Source organism: Kitasatospora sp. NPDC005748, from assembly GCF_040630735.1.
Classification (GTDB): domain Bacteria; phylum Actinomycetota; class Actinomycetes; order Streptomycetales; family Streptomycetaceae; genus Kitasatospora.
Genome location: NZ_JBEXYD010000036.1, coordinates 41,021 through 60,750, shown reverse-complemented (window position 1 = coordinate 60,750; position 19,730 = coordinate 41,021). Strand labels below are relative to the sequence as shown.

The 19,730-nt window shown below is 73.8% G+C and carries 18 protein-coding genes and 1 pseudogene; 8 read left to right on the top strand and 11 right to left on the bottom strand.

Annotation, left to right across the window (positions count from 1 at the left end):
- The first annotated feature begins 372 nt into the window (after nucleotides 1–372).
- Both ABZ495_RS24165 and ABZ495_RS24160 read left to right on the top strand, forming a co-directional pair.
- Nucleotides 373–1,365: an ATP-binding cassette domain-containing protein gene (locus tag ABZ495_RS24165; protein WP_359837990.1), complete on the top strand. Its 993-nt coding sequence runs from the start codon at nucleotides 373–375 to the stop codon at nucleotides 1,363–1,365.
- The gene (locus tag ABZ495_RS24160) at nucleotides 1,362–2,150 is read left to right on the top strand and encodes an ABC transporter permease (RefSeq protein ID WP_359812252.1); all 789 of its coding nucleotides are present in this window, start codon (nucleotides 1,362–1,364) and stop codon (nucleotides 2,148–2,150) included. The genes ABZ495_RS24165 and ABZ495_RS24160 overlap by 4 nt, the downstream gene beginning before the upstream one ends.
- Before the next feature lie 185 nt (nucleotides 2,151–2,335).
- Here ABZ495_RS24160 and ABZ495_RS24155 read toward each other — a convergent pair whose 3' ends face one another.
- Together ABZ495_RS24155 and ABZ495_RS24150 are read right to left on the bottom strand one after the other, a co-directional pair.
- Complete coding sequence (locus tag ABZ495_RS24155; RefSeq protein ID WP_359837988.1) at nucleotides 2,336–3,037, bottom strand: hypothetical protein; 702 nt, start codon at nucleotides 3,035–3,037, stop codon at nucleotides 2,336–2,338.
- Nucleotides 3,034–3,591 carry a sigma factor-like helix-turn-helix DNA-binding protein gene (locus ABZ495_RS24150; protein WP_352293922.1) on the bottom strand — a complete coding sequence of 186 codons (558 nt, stop codon included), beginning with the start codon at nucleotides 3,589–3,591 and terminating at the stop codon, nucleotides 3,034–3,036. Before ABZ495_RS24150 ends, ABZ495_RS24155 begins: the two co-directional genes overlap by 4 nt.
- A 413-nt stretch (nucleotides 3,592–4,004) precedes the next feature.
- On the opposite strand from ABZ495_RS24150, the gene ABZ495_RS24145 reads away from it, so the two are divergent.
- Together ABZ495_RS24145 and ABZ495_RS24140 are read left to right on the top strand one after the other, a co-directional pair.
- On the top strand, nucleotides 4,005–4,832 hold the full coding sequence (locus ABZ495_RS24145; protein WP_359837986.1) for an SAM-dependent methyltransferase: 828 nt from the start codon (nucleotides 4,005–4,007) through the stop codon (nucleotides 4,830–4,832).
- 189 nt (nucleotides 4,833–5,021) lie between these two features.
- Nucleotides 5,022–6,428: pseudogene (locus ABZ495_RS24140) on the top strand (S8 family serine peptidase); the annotation flags it as partial.
- A gap of 172 nt (nucleotides 6,429–6,600) precedes the next feature.
- Here the strand turns inward: ABZ495_RS24140 and ABZ495_RS24135 are convergent.
- From ABZ495_RS24135 to ABZ495_RS24125, 3 genes are all read right to left on the bottom strand, one after another.
- Nucleotides 6,601–7,443, bottom strand: coding sequence for an MBL fold metallo-hydrolase (locus tag ABZ495_RS24135; protein ID WP_359837984.1), 843 nt, complete (start codon nucleotides 7,441–7,443; stop codon nucleotides 6,601–6,603).
- A 20-nt stretch (nucleotides 7,444–7,463) separates the two neighbouring features.
- On the bottom strand, nucleotides 7,464–10,346 hold the full coding sequence (locus ABZ495_RS24130; protein WP_359837982.1) for a BTAD domain-containing putative transcriptional regulator: 2,883 nt from the start codon (nucleotides 10,344–10,346) through the stop codon (nucleotides 7,464–7,466).
- Between the two features lie 246 nt (nucleotides 10,347–10,592).
- The gene (locus tag ABZ495_RS24125; protein WP_359811439.1) at nucleotides 10,593–11,420 is read right to left on the bottom strand and encodes a TIGR04222 domain-containing membrane protein; all 828 of its coding nucleotides are present in this window, start codon (nucleotides 11,418–11,420) and stop codon (nucleotides 10,593–10,595) included.
- A 262-nt stretch (nucleotides 11,421–11,682) separates the two neighbouring features.
- Here ABZ495_RS24125 and ABZ495_RS24120 point away from each other — a divergent pair, with 262 nt between their 5' ends.
- The 3 genes from ABZ495_RS24120 to ABZ495_RS24110 all read left to right on the top strand — a co-directional run bounded on the left by ABZ495_RS24120 (nucleotide 11,683) and on the right by ABZ495_RS24110 (nucleotide 14,911).
- Nucleotides 11,683–12,231, top strand: coding sequence for an RICIN domain-containing protein (locus ABZ495_RS24120; protein ID WP_359837980.1), 549 nt, complete (start codon nucleotides 11,683–11,685; stop codon nucleotides 12,229–12,231).
- 249 nt (nucleotides 12,232–12,480) lie between these two features.
- The gene (locus ABZ495_RS24115; protein WP_359837978.1) at nucleotides 12,481–13,812 is read left to right on the top strand and encodes a GH1 family beta-glucosidase; all 1,332 of its coding nucleotides are present in this window, start codon (nucleotides 12,481–12,483) and stop codon (nucleotides 13,810–13,812) included.
- Between the two features lie 328 nt (nucleotides 13,813–14,140).
- Entirely contained in the window at nucleotides 14,141–14,911 is a 771-nt protein-coding gene (locus tag ABZ495_RS24110; protein ID WP_359837976.1) for a hypothetical protein, read from the top strand.
- A 34-nt stretch (nucleotides 14,912–14,945) separates the two neighbouring features.
- Here ABZ495_RS24110 and ABZ495_RS24105 read toward each other — a convergent pair whose 3' ends face one another.
- Nucleotides 14,946–15,311, bottom strand: a complete 366-nt coding sequence (locus ABZ495_RS24105; RefSeq protein ID WP_359837974.1) for a hypothetical protein — start codon at nucleotides 15,309–15,311, stop codon at nucleotides 14,946–14,948.
- 153 nt (nucleotides 15,312–15,464) lie between these two features.
- Complete coding sequence (locus ABZ495_RS24100) at nucleotides 15,465–16,400, bottom strand: AraC family transcriptional regulator (protein ID WP_359811425.1); 936 nt, start codon at nucleotides 16,398–16,400, stop codon at nucleotides 15,465–15,467.
- A 95-nt stretch (nucleotides 16,401–16,495) separates the two neighbouring features.
- Between ABZ495_RS24100 and ABZ495_RS24095 the strand changes: the two genes are divergently transcribed.
- Nucleotides 16,496–17,218, top strand: coding sequence for an SDR family oxidoreductase (locus tag ABZ495_RS24095; RefSeq protein WP_359811422.1), 723 nt, complete (start codon nucleotides 16,496–16,498; stop codon nucleotides 17,216–17,218).
- Nucleotides 17,219–17,352: 134 nt separating this feature from the next.
- Here the strand turns inward: ABZ495_RS24095 and ABZ495_RS24090 are convergent, their stop codons facing one another.
- The 4 genes from ABZ495_RS24090 to ABZ495_RS24075 form a co-directional block, all read right to left on the bottom strand.
- The gene (locus ABZ495_RS24090; protein ID WP_359837972.1) at nucleotides 17,353–17,766 is read right to left on the bottom strand and encodes a VOC family protein; all 414 of its coding nucleotides are present in this window, start codon (nucleotides 17,764–17,766) and stop codon (nucleotides 17,353–17,355) included.
- A 155-nt stretch (nucleotides 17,767–17,921) separates the two neighbouring features.
- A complete protein-coding gene (locus tag ABZ495_RS24085) occupies nucleotides 17,922–18,581 on the bottom strand; it encodes a glyoxalase (RefSeq protein WP_359837970.1) in 660 nt (219 codons plus the stop codon).
- Between the two features lie 5 nt (nucleotides 18,582–18,586).
- Nucleotides 18,587–19,102 (bottom strand): helix-turn-helix transcriptional regulator, encoded by a 516-nt coding sequence (locus ABZ495_RS24080; RefSeq protein ID WP_359837969.1) that lies wholly within the window; start codon nucleotides 19,100–19,102, stop codon nucleotides 18,587–18,589.
- Nucleotides 19,103–19,271: 169 nt separating this feature from the next.
- Nucleotides 19,272–19,682 carry a VOC family protein gene (locus tag ABZ495_RS24075; RefSeq protein WP_359837967.1) on the bottom strand — a complete coding sequence of 137 codons (411 nt, stop codon included), beginning with the start codon at nucleotides 19,680–19,682 and terminating at the stop codon, nucleotides 19,272–19,274.
- Between the last annotated feature and the right edge of the window lie 48 nt (nucleotides 19,683–19,730).

Sequence of the window (19,730 nt, the reverse complement as noted above, 5' to 3'; positions counted from 1 at the left end):
TGCCATGAGACGTCATGAGGTGCCACGGGTGCTGCCTCCAGGGCCGCGGGGTGCGGGGTGCCCGGTCGTTGGGGGGTGCTTGCTCCAGGATCGGGCCGATGGGAAGCCCGGGAATGCCTGGCGCGAGGCCGATGTCAGGGTGGGTGCCATAAAGGCTTGCGTATGGCGCCATCATGGTGCCATCATAGCGTCATAGGCCTCGCGACGTCAGTGATCCCGGAGACGATCGACGATGTCGTCGTCCGAAAGAACCACACCCGGCAGAGCACCATCGACCTCCTCCGTGCCGCGGCCTGAGCCCCGGCACCGCCACCTCGCACACGCCCCAGTCACTTCAGTTCTCGAACGGGAGGGCTCATGCCTTCATCCGCCATGCCCACACCCAGGCGGGCCGACGGTCACCTGCCACCGGTCGCCGTCTCCACCGTCGGTCTGCGCAAGTCCTACGGGGACAAGACCGTCCTCGACGGCATCGATCTGCGGATCCCGGCCGGGTCCGTGTTCGCGCTGCTCGGCCCGAACGGGGCCGGCAAGACCACCGTCGTCAAGATCCTCTCCACCCTGATCGGGGCCGATGGCGGGCAGGCCCGGGTGGCGGGCCACGACATCGCCACCGCGTCGCAGGCGGTGCGCGCCGCGATCGGTGTCACCGGGCAGTTCTCCGCCGTCGACGGCCTGATCACCGGGGAGGAGAACATGCTCCTGATGGCCGACCTGCACCACCTGTCCAAGCGCGAGGGCCGCCGGGTCGCCGCCGAACTCCTGGAACGCTTCGACCTGGTGGAGGCGGCGGGGAAGCCCGCCTCCACCTACTCCGGCGGCATGAAGCGCCGGCTGGACATCGCCATGACGCTGGTCGGCGGCCCGCGGGTCATCTTCCTCGACGAGCCGACCACCGGCCTCGACCCGCGCTCGCGCCACACCATGTGGCAGATCATCCGCGAACTCGTCACCGGCGGCGTGACCGTCCTCCTCACCACGCAGTACCTGGAGGAGGCCGACCAACTCGCCGACCGCATCGCGGTCCTGAACGACGGCCGGATCGCCGCCGAAGGCACCGCCGACGAGCTGAAGCGACTCATTCCCGGCGGCCACGTGCGGCTGTGCTTCGCCGACCCGGCGGCCTACCGGTCCGCCGCCCTCGCCCTGCACGACGTCACCCGCGACGACGAGGCCCTGGCTCTGCGGATCCCCAGCGACGGCAGTCAGCGCGACCTGCGCGCCGTCCTCGACCGGCTGGACGCCACCGGCATCGAGGCCGACGAACTCACCGTCCACACCCCCGACCTCGACGACGTGTTCTTCGCCCTGACCGGCTCCAGCGTGCCCGCCCAGAACAACCAGTCCAAGGAGACCGTCCGATGAGCTCCCTCTCCCTCGCCGTGCGCGACTCCTCCACGATGCTGCGCCGCAATCTCCTGCACGCCCGGCGCTACCCGTCACTCACCCTCAACCTGCTGCTCACCCCGATCGTCCTGCTGCTGCTCTTCGTCTACGTGTTCGGGGACGTGATGAGCGCGGGGATGGGCGGCGGCGCCGACCGCTCCGCGTACATCGCCTACGTCGTGCCGGGCATCCTGCTGATGACCATCGGTGGCACGGTGGTCGGGACGGCGGTGTCCGTCTCCAACGACATGACCGAGGGCATCATCGCCCGCTTCCGCACCATGGCGATCCACCGCGGGTCGATCCTCGTCGGACACGTCATCGGCAGCGTCCTGCAGTCGGTCGCCAGTGTCCTCCTCGTGGGCGCCGTCGCCGTGGCCATCGGCTTCCGCTCCACGGACGCCACCGCCCTGGAGTGGCTGGCCGCCTTCGGGCTGCTCGCGCTCGTCGCGCTGGCGCTCACCTGGATCGCGGTGGGGATGGGCATGGTCAGCCCGAACGCCGAGGCGGCGAGCAACAACGCGCTGCCGCTGATCGTCCTGCCGCTGATCTCCAGTGCCTTCGTCCCGGTCGACGCGATGCCGGGCTGGTTCCAGCCGATCGCCGAGTACCAGCCGTTCACGCCGGCCATCGAGACCCTGCGCGGCCTGCTGCTCGGCCATGGGATCGGGCACAACGGGTGGCTCGCCGTCGCCTGGTGCGTGGCGCTCACCGTCCTCGGTTACCTCTGGTCGAAGTCGGTCTTCAACCGTGATCCGAGGTAGCGCCGGGCGGCCGGGGTGGGGTGGGGTACGCGGACACCGCGTGGGCGCACCCCGCCCCGGTGGCGGTGGCCCGTGGCCGGGCGCGGCGGCCGGCGCGGCGCCTCCTCGGCCGCGCCACCCGGGGCCGCCGCCACCGGCTGACGCGTCGTCCGGGCTGCGTCACCGGGCTGCGTCACCGGGTCGCGTCACCGGGCTGTGGCGAGGTCCTCGACCAGGCTGGCGGACGGCTGGGGGATCTCGCCGAAGTCCTCGTCCTCGCCGTCCACGACGAGTTGGTTGAGGACGGCCTGCAGCCGGGGCGGGAGGCGGGGGGCGAGACCGTCGTGGCAGCGGGCGAGGATGTCGTGCCGCACCTGCTCGGGGAGCAGCGCGGTGGCGGGGCGGTGGGGTCCGGCGCGGTGCCGCGAGTTCTCGGCCAGGTTCTCCGCCTGGGCGCGCCAGTAGGCGGCGTCCCGCGTCTCGCCCGCCTGCTGGTGGTGCAGGTGGAGGAGGTACGCCGCGGTGGTGCTGCCGGAGCCGGCCGCGAACTGCCACCAGAACTGCGCGGCGTCCACCCGGCCGGTGAGGGCCAGCAGACAGGCGAGGACGAGCGCGCCCTCCGGGTGGATCCGGGACCCGTTGACCAGCTGTTTCAGGGACGCGCCGGCCTGCGGTGCGTTGAGGACCAGGGCGATGGCGAGGGAGAGTTCGTGGGCGGCCTGCTCGTGGGCGGAGGGGAAGGGTGCCGGTGCGACGGTGATCCGCGGTGGCTGCACGGGCGGTGCGGCCGCGGTGCCGGTGAAGACCTCCGTCCGGCCCCCCGCTTCCGTGTCGGTCGGCCAGCCGTTGCAGGCCGGGCCGCCGTCGAGCCAGGAGGTGAGGCCGGGGTGGTCGAGATTGCGGTTCACCGGGACTCCCTGTCCGAGAGGTCGGGCCGGCCGATGGCCTTGGCTATCCGCCGGCGGGCGTGGCGGCGGTTGGACCGCAGGGTGGCGGTCGGCGTGCCGAGGTAGGCGGCGGCCTCGTCGTCGTCCAGGTCGAGGCAGTAGGTGAGGACCATGATGTCGCGTTGGCGCTCGGGTAGGGCGAGGATCGCGGTGAGCAGGCCGATCTGCTCGGGGAGGGTCTCCAGGCTGAGCCGGGCCTGTCGGCAGAAGTGTCCGATCACGGCGTCCATCGCGGCGATCTGCACCGCGGTGGGCTGGCTCTGGGCGTCCAGCCAAGCGCCGAGGTGCTCCTTGAGCAGGCGCCAGGCGTACGCGGCGGGGATCTCCTGGCGCAGGGCGAGGGACCAGTTGCGACGCAGGTGGGCCTTCATCTCGGCGACGATCAGTTCGGCGGCGCCGTGGTCGGCGCCGACCTGGGTGCGGGCGAAGCCCGACCAGGCCCGCTCGTGGGTGGCGCAGAACGCCTCGAAGGTGAGCCGCAAGCGGGGACCGTCCGGTGCGCTGCTGTCGTTCATGGCTTGCCCTCCCCTGCGCCCGCCCGTCGGGGGCGGCGCCTGCCGGTCGATCGTCATGTCGGTCCTCCTCGTGTCTGCGGTGTGGGGCCACCGAGCCTGAGCGAGGGAACGGTTGAGGCCCCCGTGGAACATGCAAGCGCAGCAGGGGCGGCTGTGTGCAAAGAGAGAATCAAGAATACTGACTGAAAGTAATATGATGAATACGCAGACGATACTGATGGATCGTCACATGCCGTTGGCATAGCTTGGACCGGTTCAGTGAGGCGCCGGTCGCAGCGACCGCCGCGCCGGTTGACCGGCATCGGTCGTGGGCAGATGTCTCCACTGAGAGGTGCGCCCTGGCGCGCCTGAGCGCGCGCCGCATGGCGCATGGGGGTGGCGCGGCCCACGGGCCGGCACGGCGGGGGAGACAGATGGCGGGGAGCAGGGGAAGTCACGACGGCGTCGAGGTCGATCTGCAGTTGCACCGGGCGCACTCGGCCCGGATGTACGACTACTACCTCGGCGGGACGACCAACTTCGCGGCCGACCGCGAGGCCGCGGGGCAGGCCCTGGCCGTCTTTCCGTGGGCGCCCGTCGCGGCCCGGGCGAACCGGGCGTTCATGCACCGGTCCATCCGCTTCCTGGCCGGTACGGGGATCGACCAGTTCCTGGACATCGGTACCGGCATCCCGACCAGCCCCAACCTCCACGAGGTCGCCCAGCAGGTCAACCCGCAGGCCCGGGTGCTCTACACGGACAACGACCCGATCGTCTTCGCCCACGCCCAGGCCCTCCTGCGTTCCAACCCGGCGGGCCGCACGGTCTACCTCCAGGCCGACGTCCACAAGCCCGAGGCCATCCTGGAGTCCTCGGAGCTGCGGGAGGCCCTGGACCTGGCGCGGCCGGTGGCCCTCAGCCTCGTGGCGCTCCTGCACTTCATCCCGGACGAGCGGCAGGCGCACGCCGTGGTGGACCGGCTCAAGAGCGCGCTCGCCCCCGGCAGCGCCCTCGTGATCAGCCACGGCACGGCGGACTTCGCGCCCGCCGCCGCCGAGCGCGTCAGCCAGGTGTACGCCGCCGCCGGCACCCCGGTGCGGATGCGCGGCCGCGAGGAGGTCCGGAGCTTCCTCGACGGCTGGGAGATCCGCGACCCCGGTGTGGTGGCCACCCACCGCTGGCGGCCCGATCCGGACGGCTCCGGCCCGGAGATCACCGAGGCCGAGGCCTCCGCCTACGCCGCGGTGGCCGTCAAGCCCTGACCGGCGCGCGGCCGCCCGCGGGAGGGGCCGGCCGTGGGAGAGGGCCGGCCGCGGGGCCGGAGAGCGGTGCTGTTCCGGCGGGTGACAGGGGTGTGTCGTGAGCGGTCCCCGGTTCAAGGGATCATTGCCCTGGCACGTTGCGTCGAGACCTCGTGCGAACGCCTTGCAGACGGGCTGATCGGAGAACACATGTCACCCCTGGTACGTCGGCGGACCGGTCGTCGGGTCCTCGCTGTCGCCGCCCTGACCGCGGTGGCGGTCGGCGTCCCCGCGGTGCTCACGGCCATCCCCGCCTCCACGCCGGAGGCGGCCCCGCCCGGCTGGTCCGCCGGGATCCGCTCGTACCTGGTGATCAGCGCACCCGCCGACGTCCACTCCGCCAAGGCCGCCGTGGTGGCGAAGGGGGGCACGGTCTTCGCCTCCTACGACGCGATCGGCGTGGTCGTCGCGCACTCGACCACCGGCGACTTCGCCACCACGCTGCGGGGCGTGCCCGGGATCCAGCAGGTGGGCGCCACCCGCACCGCCGACGTGCCGGCCGACGCCTACGCCCCGGCGGTGCCGGCCGCCCCCGACGAGTCGGACGAGGCCCCCGACGAGACCGTCGGCTGGAACATGAGCCAGATCAGGGCCGACCAGGCCTGGGACGTGACCACCGGCTCCCGCACCGTCAAGGTCGGCGTGCTGGACACCGGTGTGGACGACCTGCACCAGGACCTCGCGCCCAACTTCGACGCCGCCGACTCCGTCTCCTGCGCCTACGGCAGGACCGACACCCGGGCCGGATCCTGGCGCGCCATCGGCTCGCACGGCACCCACGTCGCGGGGATCATAGCCGCGGCCAGGAACGGCGTGGGCGTCGTCGGTGTCGCCCCGGGCGTGGAGATCGCCTCGGTCCGGACCGCGGAGCCGGGCAGCCTCACCTACGCCGAGAACGCCGTGTGCGGGCTCGTCTGGGCCGGTGACCACGGCTTCCGGGTGACCAACAGCAGCAACGAGACCGACCCGTGGCTGTTCAACTGCCCGGACAACCCGGACCAGGCCGCCATCATCGAGGGCGTCAGGCGCGCCCAGGAGTACGCCGAGAGCCGGGGATCGCTCCAGGTCGCCGCCGCCGGCAACGCCAACCAGGACTTCGCCGGAACGCCGACGGACACGTCGAGCCCCAGCGACTCCGAGCCCTTCGAACGGACCGTCACCAAGGCCTGCCTCGACGTCCCCGCCGAGCTTCCGGGCGTGGTGGCCGTCGCCTCCACGGCCGTCGGCGGCGGCTGGGCGTCCTACTCCAACTACGGCGAGGGCGTCATCGCCCTCGCGGCGCCGGGCGGCGACGGTGACGCCGACGTGTACTCGACCGTGCCCGGCGGGGGCTACGGCATGATGAGCGGCACCTCGATGGCCTCCCCGCACGTCACCGGTGTCGCCGCGCTCATCGCGAGCACCGACCCGTCGCTCACCCCGGCCGGGATCCGCGAACGCCTCGCCGCCCAGGCCGACCCGCAGCCGTGCCCCGCCTCGGACACCCGCTGCGTCGGCACCGAGGGCGACAACGGCTTCTTCGGCAAGGGCGAGGTCGACGCGCTGAAGGCGGTCGGCGGCGCCGTCGCCGCCACGCGGCGGCCGGTGGCCGTTGCCGGCGGCTCCCCGGAGTAGCGACCCGGCGGTCCGGGGCCGTCGTCGGGGCGCCGCGCCCCGCCGCGCCCCGACGCACCCGCCGGTGCCCCGCCGTGCCCCGACGCACCCGCCGGCGCCCGGACCCACCCGCCGGTCAGGGCCGTCCCGGGTGCGGTGCCGGGGGGCGGGGGAAGTCGGCCGGGTCGTGGGCGCAGATCAGTCGGACCTCGTCGTGGTGCGCGCGGCGCAGTTCGCGCAGGCGTTCCCGGTTCTGCAGCCGGGCACCGTTGTCGAACGCCATCATGCGCTGGAAGGCCGTCAGCCCGGGCGGGCGGCGGGGTGCGGCGGGGTCGACGTCCGTCTGCGAGAAGTAGGCGTCGCCGCAGTGCAGCAGCCAGCGGTCGGCCTCCCGGACGGCGACGCCGCAGTGGCCGCGGGTGTGCCCCGGCAGGGGCACGAGCAGCACGTCGGGGGCCCCGCGCCAGGGCGCCGGGATCGCGCGGAAGCCGTACCAGCTCTCGGTGGCGGCGTCCGGTCGGTGCTCCACCCAGCGCGGACCGTGGGCCCACTGGACCGGGCGGTAGCGGTCGCGTTCCCCGCGGGTCGCCAGGGCCTCGACGGCCCGGAGCTCGTCGGCCAGGACGTGGACCCGGGCGTGCGGGAAGTCGCCGATCCCGCCGGCGTGGTCGGGGTCGAGGTGGGTCAGGACGATGTCGCGGACGTCGCGCGGGTCGTGGCCGAGCGCGCGGATCCGGTGCACCGCGGTGGCGGCCGGCCGGAGCCGGGGCCGGACCGTCCGCAGGAAGGACCGCCCGAGCCGCCGCGGGTCCGCGACGTCAGCGGTCCCGAACCCGGTGTCGACCAGGACCAGTCCGTCCGCGCCCTCCACCAGCAGGCAGTGGGCCGTCAGCCGGCCGATCAGCGGTCCGCCGCTGCCCAGGAGCAGTCGGCCCCCGACGGGGCACATGGTGGCGCAGTTCAGGTGATGGATGGTCATCTCGTCTCCGGTGTCCCGTGCTAAGCGAGTCGCAGGCCGTGGCGGGCCCGAGGGGTGGGCGCGATCGCGGTCGGGCCCGTCGGGGTCCGGCGGCCCGCCGGTCCGGCCAGCCGCCCGTCCAGGTCCTCGGCCAGCCGGACGTCCCCGTGCGCGGTGTACAGCTCGCCCGCCGCCCGGAGCTGGTCGCCGGCCTCCTCGGTGCGTCCCGTCCCCGCCAGAAAGTCGGCGAAGTGACGCCGCGCCAGGGCGTGCAGCCGGACGTTGCCGCTCGACCCGCACAGGTGCAGCGCCTCCCGCCAGACCCGTTCGGCCGCCTCCGGTTCGCCCAGCGCCTGCCGGGCGAGGGCCTCGCTGACCATCGCCCACAGGTGGGCGTTGGCGGTCGGACGGTCGGACAGCAGCGCTCGCGTCTCGCGGGCGTGCTCCAGCGCGGCCACCGGCTCGCCCAGCACCACCTTGATCGCCGCCGCGTTGCTGAGCACGGTGGCGGCGTGCTCGCGCAGTCCGCTCGCCCGGATGAGGGCGAGGGCGGCCCGCGCGATCCGGTCCGCCTCGGCCGGGTCGCCGGACAGGGCGGCCATCGAGGACCGTACGGAGAGGGCGTGGATGTGCAGTTCGCCGTCGTCCGGGGTGGTCCGGCCGACGGCCCGCCCGGCGAGCGGCAGCGCCTCGGCGACGCGTCCGCTGGAGCCGAGGGCGCAGGCCGTCGCCGCCTCCATGGCGGCCAGCCCCTCCCGGCCGCCGTCCAGCCGGGCGGCCCGCAGCCCGACCCGCAGGCAGTCGAGCCGGTCGGCGACCCGCCCGGCGCCGTAGTAGAGGATCGAGGCCGACCGGGCCAGGCGCCACGCGCGTTCGTACTCGCCGCGATCGGTCGCGGCCGTCACCAGCGCGCGGAGCACCGGCTCCTCGGCGTGGCACCAGGCGAGCGTGGACCGGACGTCGCCGAGCCGCGGCAGCGCGCGCGGCCCGGGCCCGGCCGGCCGGAACGGCTCGTGGTACGGGTTGATCCGCCGGACCGCCAGGCCGGTCGCGACGAGCTCGTAGTCGACCAGGCGCCGGAACGCCGCCCGTTGCCGCTCGGGGGCGAAGCGGGCGAACAGCTCCGAACCGTAGAGCCGGACCAGGTCGTGCCGGCCGAAGCGACCGGGCGTCTGCTCCGCCAGTAGGTGGTGCGCGGTGAGCGGGCCGAGCGCGTGCCGGGCGCCCTCGGCGTCGGTGTCCAGCAGCGCGGCGGCCGCGTACGGGTCGGTGGTGCTGCCCGGGTGCACGGTCAGCAGCGCGAGCAGGCTCCGCGCGCCGTCCGGGAGATGGTGGTGCGTCAGGGTGAGCGCCGCCCGGACGCTGACCGCCCCGCCCTGGGTGCCGAGCGCGGCCAGCCGGGTGCCCTCGTCGCTCAGCTCGTCCACCAGGTCGGCGATCCGCCAGCCCGGGCGGGCGGCGAGCCGGGCGGCCACGATCCGCAGCGCCAGCGGGAGCCGGTCGCAGAGACCGATCAGCCGCCCGGCCGGCTCCGGCTCCGCCGCCACGCGCTCGGCGGTGAGCAGGCGCTCCAGCAGGCGGTGCGCGTCGGCGGACGGCAGGGCGGCGAGCTGGAGCAGCGCGGCGCCGTCGGTGACGACCAGGTCCTCCAGGCTGTTCCGGCTGGTGATCACGGTGGCGCAGCCGGGCCCGGACGGCAGCAGGTCGGCCACCTCGGCGGCGCACCGCGCGTTGTCCAGCACGACGAGCAGCCGGCGCCCCTGGGTGCGGTCACGGAACAGTGCCGCGCGCGCGGCCCGGTCCTCCGGGATCGCCTGCTCGGGGAGGCCGAGCGCGCGGAGGAAGCGGCCCAGGGCCTGGGCCGGGTCGCCCGGACCGGCGGGGTCGAAGCCGCGCAGGTCCGCGAAGAGGACGCCGTCCGGGAAGCCCGCCGCGACGCGGTGGGCCCAGTGGAGCACCGTCGCGGTCTTGCCCACCCCGGCGGGGCCGGTCACCACGGCCAGGCCGTCCCCGGTCCGGTCGGGCCCGCACTGCCGGTCGAGCCAGTGGTGCTCCGACGAGCGCCCGACGAAGCCCCGGGGCGGCCCGGGCAGGTCCCCGACGGCCACCGGCGGCCCGACGGCGGCCGTGTTGTCGGAGGTGTCGGGGGTGTCGGGGGTGTCGGGGGCCTGACGGGAAGGGGCGCCCCGGCCGGGGCGGTCGGTGGCCGGCAGCTCGGCCAGGGCCTCCTGCAGCGCGGGCCCCGGTGCGACGCCCAGTTCCTCGTCCAACCGGGCACGGGCCCGGTGGTAGACGCGCAGGGCGTCCGCACCGCGCCCGCTCTGGTGCAGACAGCGCATCAGCAGGGCCGCGGTGGGCTCCCGCAGTCCGTCCGCGCGGACGCTCTGCTCCAGGACGGGGACGGCCGCGTGGCCCAGGCCGAGCCGCAGCTGGCGCCGCGCCCAGGCGGTCAGGGCCTCGGTCCGGCCCTCGTCGAGCCGGCCGGCCAGATCGGTGCAGAGCGGGGTGGCCGGAAGATCGGCCAGGGCGGCGCCGCGCCAGAGCCCGAGCGCCCGCTGGAGCAACCCGGCGGCGGTGGCGTCGTCGGCGGTCTCGGCGGCCCGGGCGGCCAGTGCCCCGGCGGCGAGGGCGTCGACCGCCCCGGGGTCGCCGTCGAGCCGGTAGCCGGGCGCGCGGGTGGTAAGGGTGAACCCCGAGCCGGCCAGCACCTTGCGCAGCGCCGCGACGTGCCCCTGCAACGCCGCCTTCGCCTGGATCGGCGGCTCGTCGCCCCACATCAGCTCGAAGAGCCGCTCGACCGCCACCGTCCGGCCCAGCTCCAGCGCGAGCAGGGCGAGCACCGCCCGCCGCTTCGCACCGCCGACCGCGGCGGCCTCGCCGTCCGCGCGCCACAGCTCGACCGGTCCGAGCAGCCGTATCCCCATCGTCCCCGTCCCGCCTGTGCCGTGCTGGGCCCTGCTGTGCTGTGCCCTGCGGTGCCCCTGCTGTGCCCCTGCTGTGCTGTGCTGTGCCTGTTCCGTGCAGGGGCGGCATCCTACCGACGGGTAGCATCCCGGTGGCACCCGTCGTCCGACGGGGGAGGGGCGGCGGGCGACCTCCTGGCGCCCGCCCCGGGGGCCGGGCCGGGCGCCGTTCCGGGCGCCAGGTCGGGCGCCGGGCCCGGCGTCGCGTCAGAGACCGCCGAGCCCCGGGGGGTCGTCGACGGGCGGCCCGGTGCGTGGGCCTTCGGGCCAGGAGACGGCCCCGGAGAGGGGGCCGAGCCTGCCGGTGAAGCCGCCCCGACGAACGGCGGTGGCGAGCAACTCGGCGTCGTGCGCGGAGAGATCGTCGTTGGTGTGCGGGATCCACGGCTCGTGGTCGGCGTAGTGGGCCTCCAGCGCGGCCCGCCCCGCGTCCGTCCGGCTGCAGTGCCAGTAGTGGCCGCTCACCGGCGGGGTGGCGGCCTTCCAGCCGACCGCGAGGAGGACGGCCGTGGCCACGAGCGGGACCAGCAACGCGCGGCCTCCCTCGGCGGCGGCCAGGCCGACGGCGGTCAGTCCCATCGCGACGGACGCTACCTGGGCCCACACCAGCCAGGTGTGGCTCCGCTGCGCCGCCCGGGACCGGCCGGGGTGCCGCACCAGCCCCTGGTCGCCGAGCCGGTCACCGATCGCGAGGACGGCCCGGCTCCGCTGGAACCGGTCCATCCGGCGCCAGGTCCGGCGGCTCGGCGAAAGCCCGATCACCTTGATCACGTCGGCTTCGACCGCGTCGCGCGGCACGGGATCGATGACGGTGAGCACCTTGTCCCGCGCCCTCAGCCGCCCGCCCAGCACCATCGCGGCCATGGCCGCCCGGGCGACCCGGTCCTCGTAGAGCTGCAGGAAGGCCACCTCGTAGAGCGTGAACTCCTCGCCGGGCGCCCGCGGAACGACCGGAGCGTCCAGGAAGACGCGGAGCGCGCGCCGGTACCGGACGGCGCAGGCCGCGGTCGACCCGTAGGCGACGACAAGCAGCACCCACCAAGGCACGGCACAGTCCCTCCACCCCACCGACAGGTCACCCGCCCTCTACCCCGCCCGGTCGCGCCCGACACGGCGGAGCCCCCGGCGACCGGGCTGCCCGGGCGGTGAGGGGCACGCGGGGTTCCGACGGGGTGTCAAAAGTACGTCCAGGACACCTGCAACCTCGCCGGGGTCGGCACGTCTATGAGGTTGAGGCGGTCGGGAAGCCCGGGTGTCTCGATCCGAAGCACAGGTACAGAGATCCTATGGGGGAACCATGAACAACCACGTCCTTGCCAAGCGCCGTCTCGGCTCCGCCGCCACTGCCGTCGCCCTCGGGCTCGGCGCCGGGCTGCTGGCCGCCGCCCCGGCCTCGGCGTCCGGGATGTCCTACGTCCCGCTCTCGGCCGACTCCACGGTGGCGCTCCAGAACGCCGAGACCGGCAAGTGCCTGGGAGTCGTGGACTTCCGCACCGACGACGGTGCGCCGGTCCGCCAGTCGTCCTGGTGCTCCGACACCGCGCAGCAGTGGCGGGTCAGCGACGGCTTCCTCGTGAACGTGTACAGCGGCAAGTGCCTTGAGGTGCCGGGCTGGAGCACCGGCCAGGGCACCGCGGTCAACCAGTGGACGTGCAACGGCGGCGCCAACCAGCGCTGGGGCAAGGTCAACGTGAACGGCGCCACCTCGGCCGTCGTCAACTTCCACAGCGGCCTCGTCCTCGACGTCTCCGGCGGGAACCCGAGTGACACCACGCCCGTGATCCAGTGGTCCCCGGGCGGCCTGGCGAAGACGAACCAGCAGTGGGCGCTCAACCCCGTCGGCTGACCCGCCCGGGCCGCCCGGCCCGGCGCTTCCGCCGGGCCGGGCGGCCGCCCTTGCCGGACGGGCGCGGTCGGCGCAACGCGCCCGCGCCCGGGCTTGGTCAGGCTTCCGGGGCGATGTCGGCGCGGGGTCGCCGATGCCGACGTGTCCGCGGTGGCACGTCAACCTCCGGATGTCCCGGCCGTCCACCTCTGGTGCTTCGGCGTCCGGCCAGTAACATGAGCCCTCCTCGCGTTTCTGTAGGAGGTTGTCATGCAGGCTCGACTTGAACTGCCGTCCGGGTTCCGCTGGGGCGTCTCCACGGCGGCCTACCAGATCGAGGGGGCCGTCGAGGAGGACGGCCGCGGGCGTTCGGTCTGGGACGTGTTCGCCGCCCGGCCCGGTGCGGTACGGGACGGGCACACCGGGGCGGTGGCCTGCGACCACTACCACCGGTATCCGGAGGACATCGCGCTGATGCGGGGCCTCGGGCTGGACGGCTACCGGTTCTCGATCGCCTGGCCCCGGATCGTGCCGACCGGCGCGGGCCCGGTCAATCCCGCCGGGCTCGACTTCTACGACCGGCTGGTGGACGCCCTGCTGGACGCCGGGATCACCCCGCTGCCCACGCTCTTCCACTGGGACCTCCCGCAGGCCCTGGAGGACGCCGGCGGCTGGCTGAACCGCGACACCGCGTACCGGTTCGCCGAGTACGCGGCGGTGGCCGCGGACCGGCTCGGCGACCGGGTACCCGCCTGGATCACCCTCAACGAGCCCTTCGTGCACATGGTCTACGGCTACGCGATGGGCATCCACGCCCCCGGCCGGACCCTGATGCTGGACGCGCTCCCGGCCGCCCACCACCAGCTGCTCGGCCACGGCCTGGCCGCCGCCGCCCTGCGCGAGCGCGGCCTGGAGGTGATGATCGCCAACAACCTCACCCCGGTCTGGCCCGCCTCCTCCTCGGAAGCCGACCTGGTCGCCGCGCAGGCCTACGACGCCCTGCACAACCGCCTGTTCACCGACCCGCTCCTGCTCGGCCGCTACCCCGACCTCGCCGCCTACGGCGTCGGCCCCGACCTCGGGGGCAGCGTCCGGGACGGCGACCTGAAGCTGATCGCCGGGACGCCCCTCGACGGTCTCGGCGTCAACTACTACAACCCCACCCGCATCGCCGCCCCCACCGACCCCGGCCTCCCCTTCGCCGAAGCCCCCATCGAGGGCGTCCCCCGCACCGCCTTCGGCTGGCCCGTCGTCCCCGACGGCCTGCGCGAACTCCTCGTCGGCCTGCGGCAGCGCTACGGCGCCGCCCTCCCACCCGTCACCATCACCGAGAACGGCTGCTCGACCACCGACACCCTCGACGACCAACCCCGCATCGACTACCTCGCCGGCCACCTCGACGCGGTGGCCGCAGCGGTCGCCGAGGGCGTGGACGCGCGCGGCTACTACACCTGGTCGCTGCTCGACAACTATGAATGGGCCGAGGGGTTCCACCAGCGCTTCGGCCTCGTCCACATCGATTTCGAGACGCAGCGGCGCACGCCGAAGGCCTCGTACGCCTGGTACCGCGAGCTGATCGCCACTCATCGAGCGAATGCATGAGGCTGGTGCCGCATCGGACGACGTTCGCCCGGCCACGGGCGGTTGATCCATGGGGTGATGGGGAGATAGGTCTGGGCTCAGGTCAGGGGGAGGGACGGTGCGCGGGTCGCTTCCGGTCGGATCGGGGCGTGATGCGGCCGGGGGCCCGGCATCGTCGTGCTGTCCGCGGTGAGGAGGAGGGCGTTCTCCTTCTCGACCCGCTCTCCTGTCCGACGGGTCCCGGCGGCGGGAACCGCTCCTCCCGTCCGCCCGTCCTTTCCAGGGGCCACCGCAGAATTGACGCCCCCACAGTTCTCCCCAGATGAACTACCGAGGCCCGAGGAGATCCATGGTCGACACCGTCAGCTCGCTGGCCACCCGTCTGCACGAAGTGCTGGTGGAGTTCCTGACCAAAGGACCCGCCGCGGCGGGGACCAGGGGCCTCCACGACCTCGTCGCGCGTGCCGCGGCGCTCGGCCCCGACGGTGCGTGGCTCGCCGCGTCGGGCCGTGCGAACCTCGGTGAGCTGGCGTGCGCGCAGGGAGATGCGGAACTGGCCATCCTCCATTTCGAGGCCGCCGTGGCAGGGGGCTTCAACGACTGCGTGGCACTCCACGCGGCTGTCCTGGTCCCGTTGCACCAGGACCCCCGTTTCCGTGCCCTGTACGAGCGGATGCGCATCACCCAGGCCGACCTCGACGAGTTCTTCTGGTTGCACCGGGAGATGCGGATCGCGGTGCGGGAGGCCCAGGACGCGAGCGTCGACAACATCGGCCGCCTCGACACCGGGGTGTCGCTGCTCCCGCAGGCCCCCATGCCGACCCGTGAACCGAACACCCTCGGCGTCCTGATCACCCGCATCGATCTCGCCGCCGTCCAGACCGCGCTCCAACAAGCTGCGGTGAAGGCGGAGTTCCAGCGCAGCGCCGGCAACACCAGCCTCAGTCTCATCGACGACTCGTGGGACTACCCCCGGGCCCGGATCGACGCCTGGCACGCCGACGAGCTGGAGACCCGACGCCAACAGGCCGCCGAGGCCAGGGCCTTCGTCGAACGCCCCGGCGCCGGCACCACACTCATCCCCTGCCCACCGCTGGGCTCGATCGGCTACCCGGCCTGAGTGTCCGTCACCGCGCCGGCGCGATGACGGACACTCAGGCTCCGGCCAGCCAGTCTTCTTCGAGACCGCCGAGAACGAAGCCGTTCTCGAAACGCACCGTGTACCTGGTCCGAGCGCCGGCTCCGGCGCCCACCGCTCCCATCCCGACGACCCGCTGACGGAGGTCGTCGATCAGGCCGGCGGTGAAGCTGTCGAACCGGCTGCCGCGGACTTGCTGGTCGAAGCTCGCGAGCATGTCCGGGGACGCGCCGCCGACTTGTACTGCCGAGCCGGAGACGATGCCCGTCAAGCCCCCGGCCAGGAACAGCGGACCGGGGAGGCCGGTTCCGGCCGTCATGCCGTCCGCGCTGACCTGCACATCCCGGGTCAGCCTCACCTTCGCGCCGATCTCGTACGGCATGGGTGATCCCCCCTCGTTCGATCTTGGCCGTGACCGGGACAAGCGTAGTCGCGGGGTCTCAGGAGGAAGGTGGGTTCGGCAGGATCAGGACGGAGACCGGCCGGCTGCGCGTGCTGCTCTCCCGGTACCGGGTCGCCGGCACCGTGGCCGGGGTCATCGGCCGGGCCGGCGGGCCCGTGCCTCGCGGCGGTAGGCGCCCGGTGGGGCTCCGAAGTGGCGCTTGAAGGCCTTGGCGAACGCGAGCTCCGACGTGTACCCGCTCTTCGCCGCGACGGTGGTCAGGGAGAGGTCGCCGTCCCGCAGGAGTCGTCCGGCCGTCGTCATGCGCCACGTCGTCAGGTAGCTCAACGGCGGATCGCCGACGACGGCGGTGAAGCGCCGGGCGAAGGCCGCCCGGGACAAGCCCGCTCTGCCGCCGAGGGATTCGACGGTCCACGGATGCCCGGGGTCCTCGTGGATGGCATGCAGCGCCGGTGCGATCACCGGATCGGTGAGGGCCGCCGCCCAGCCCCCGGCGCGCTCGTGCGACTGCTCGTCGTACCAGCAGCGCAGGATGTAGACGAGGAGCAGGTCCATCAGCGACCCGACGACGGCGTCGGATCCGGGCCGCGGGGCGTTCATCTCGACGCAGAGCTGATCGACCGTCGCCTGCAGCGCCGGATGGCGCCCCGGGCGGGCGGGAAGGTGGATGACCTCCGGGAGTTCGCGCAGCAGCGGATGCCGGTGGTCCACGTCGAGCTTGTAGGCGCCGCACAGCAGGCGGGTCCGCGCGCCGGGGCCGTCGGCGACGAGGCGGCCGATCGGCGAACCCGCGTCGACCGGTACCGGAGCGAAGTCCACGACCGGGCTCGATGGCGAGTCGGTCAGGACGTGGCCGCTGCTCCGGCGCAGGAAGACCACGTCGCCCGCGCCGAGTTCGATCGGGTCCCCGGTCGGCGGTACGAGCAGGCACCGGCCCTCGCCGACCACATGGAACGCGGCCCCGACGACGGCCTGGACGCGGAAGCCCCACGGCGCTCGCGCCTCGGTGCGGACGGTGCTGGGACGTCCCGTTCTCAGTGCGGCCAGGGTGTCGCTCAGGATGTCCACGACGCGATCATAGTGCCGGGGGATCGAGACGATCGGACAGCGGATCGAGATGCTTGGCCATTCATCGTCTCGCGGCACTGACATAGCTTCACCTCATGACACTGAACCAGAAGAAGATCGTCGTCATCGGCGGCACCTCGGGCATGGGCTACGCGGTCGCCGAGCAGGCCGCGAAGGACGGAGCCCGCGTCGTCGTCGCCTCGCGCAGCCAGGAACGCGTGGACGCGGCCGCGGACACGCTGCCCGGCGACACCGAGGGCCGTCGCATCGATGTGACGGACGAGTCCTCGATCGCCGCGTTCTTCGCCGGACTCGGCGAGTTCGACCACCTCGTCTACACGGCCGGAGACACCCTGCTCCTGAAGGGGATCGAGGACCTCACCTCGGCCGAGGCCCGCGCCGGCTTCGAAGTCCGTTACTGGGGAGCCTTCCTGGCCGTGAAGTACGCGGTGCCGGCCATCCGTCCGGGCGGCTCGATCGTCGTCACGTCCGGAGTGGTCGCGACCCGCCCGCTGCCCGGCTCGCCGATCCCCGCCAGCACGACGGGAGCGATCGAGTCCCTGACCCGAGCGCTCGCCCTGGACCTGGCCCCGCGGGGGATCCGTGTCAACGCGGTACGCCCCGGCGTCGTGCGGACCGAACTGTGGGACGGCCTCGTCCCGGAACCGGAAGCGTTCTTCCGGAGCCAGGGCGGCGGACTCCCGGCCGGTCGGGTCGGGCAGCCCGGGGACGCCGCGGCGGCCTACCTCCTCCTGCTGGGCAACCCCTTCGCGACCGGCTCCGTGCTGACGCTCGACGGCGGCGGGTCCCTCGTCTAGACCGGTCGGCAGACGGCTCACGTGAGGCGCCGGGGGTGGGGCGGCCGTCCCGGCGGTAGCGGTCGCCGCGGGGCGTCCGAGCGGGCGCGGGTCACGGGGCTCGCGACCCGCTCGTAGGTCCTGCGCGATCGCGGTTACTCGGCGTAGGGCTGGTCGGTTCCCTGGGCGCTGTAGCCGAGGCTCCAGATGTGGCCCTCCGGGTCGGCGAAAGTGCCGCCGTACCCGCCCCACGGCAGAGCGCCGGCGGACTTGAGGACGGTGGCGCCGGCCTGCTGGGCCTCCGCCATGATCTCGTCGACCCGTGCCTCACTACGGACGACGTAGGTCAGGACCAGGCCGCTGAAGCCGCTGCCCTCCTGGTCCGTGCCGACCTGCTCGGCCAGGCCCTCGCGGCCGTAGAAGCCGACCGGCGAGGCGCCGTCCGATGCGAAGAACACCGAGATGCCGTAGTCGTTCTGGATCTTCCAGCCGAGCCCCTCGGTGTAGAACCGCTTGGCCCGGTCCATGTCCCGGACGCCGAGGAGGATGGAGCTGACGTGCGCCTTCATGGCTCACTCCTTGTACTGGTGGATGTGTGTGCGCTACTGGTGGGGGTGTACGCGTCGGCGATCCGGGCCGGGGCCCGGCTGTCGTCGGCGGCGCGGACGATCGAGCGGGGCCGGGCGCGCAGGACCCGGTGGCCCAGCGGAGGCGCGGCCCGTCGTCAGGACGGCGTGGGGGCGAGCGCCTCGGCGGCCTCCCAGACGAACCCGTCCTGGTCGGTGAAGGCCCCGGCGGCGCTGCCGAGCACGATGCGGTGCGAGCCCGTGCCGTCGACGGGGACGCCGAGGTCCTTGGCCAGCGCGCGGCGCTTGTACAGCGCCAGTTTGACGGTGCCGGCCCCACCGGGGGCGAACTCGGTGTACTTGCCGCCGAAGCTCCTGGCCACGGTCAGGCCCCGGTCGACGTAGACCTGCTTGGTGGCCTTCACGTCCTCGACACCGAGCAGCAGGACGACCTCGTCGATCTCGCGGGTGGCGGGGCCGCTGTCCTTCTTCGCGGAGGTCGCGATCTTCCAGATCGTCCCGTCCGGGGCCTGGACGACGCCGCCGTAGCCCCACAGCGACTTGGCGGCGGGCTTCAGGACGGTCGCCCCGGCGTCCACGGCGGCGCCGACGAAGCCGTCGACGGTCGCGGGCCCGGACACCGTGAGCGCCAGGGTGAAGCCGCGGAATCCGGTGGAGTGCGCCCCGGACGCCCGCAGGCGGATGTGCGTGTCCACGCCGAAGGCGCGGTAGAAGCGGAGGGCGGCCTCGGGGTCGGCCACCTCAAGGGTGACGGAGGTGAGGGACGTGTGGGCTGCGGTGGAAGCGGTGGTTGCCATGACCATCACGCTAGGCGCTGCCCGGCGGCCGGGGCTTCTCGATTCCTGACCGGTCTCGCGACCCGCCTCGCCACCCACGCGGGCATCCCGTCCAGGATGATCGCCGGCCCCGCCGCGGGAACGGGACGGCCGTCCGCCGCGTCCGCCGCACCCGCCGCCCGGCGCCGGAAGGCTCCTGGCGGCATGCCGACCAGCTCGGTGAAGCGGGTGGTGAACGTACCCAGCGACGCGCAGCCGACCGCGCGGCAGACCTCGGTGACGCCGAGGTCGCCCCGCCGCAGCAGCGCCGCCGCCCGCTCGATGCGACGCGCCATCAGATACGCGTACGGCGACCGGCCGTAAGCGGCGCGGAACTCCCGACTCAGCTGCCCGGCGGGCATGTTCGCGTCGCGGGCGAGCGCCGCCACGTCGAGCGGCTGCGCGTACTCCCGGTCGATCCGATCGCGGACGCGGCGCAACCGCGCGAAGTCGGCCAGGCGCTGCGCCTGGACGAGCGCTCGCCGCCATTCCGGCCTGCACATGGGAACCCCCTCGTTCTCCGTCTGCCCTGTCCGTCTGCCCTGCCCATCGGCGCCTTCGAGCGACCGGGGGTGGCCGGGGTGGCTGCCCCCGGGCGCGTCCACGTGCCGCCGGCACCCCTCACGGGTGGTCGCGCGGCGGCTCGCACAGCCGCGCCGGTACCCGTACGGCTCAGCGCAGTTCCTGGATGCGGATCAGATTGCCCGCGGGATCGCGGAACGCGCAGTCGCGGACGCCGTACGGCTGGTCGGTCGGCTCCTGGACGACCTCTCTGTCACCGGCCTGCACCTTCTCGAAGGTGGCGTCGAGGTCCGGGGTGGCCAGCAGGATCCAGCCGTAGGTGCCCTTGGCCATCATCTCGGTGATCGTGCGGCGCTCGTCCTCGGTGATGCCGGGATCGGCGGCGGGCGGCGCCAGCAGGATCGACGTGCCCGGCTGCCCGGCCGGGCCGACCGTGATCCAGCGCATCCTGCCCTGCCCGACGTCGCTGCGGACCTCGAAGCCCAGGACGTCGCGGTAGAAGACCAGTGACGCGTCCGGGTCGTCGTGCGGAAGGGTGGTGGTGTGAATGCTGATGTCCATGGCGTGCAGGCTAGAGGCAACGCCGTGGCCCGCGCTTCTCGATTCCTG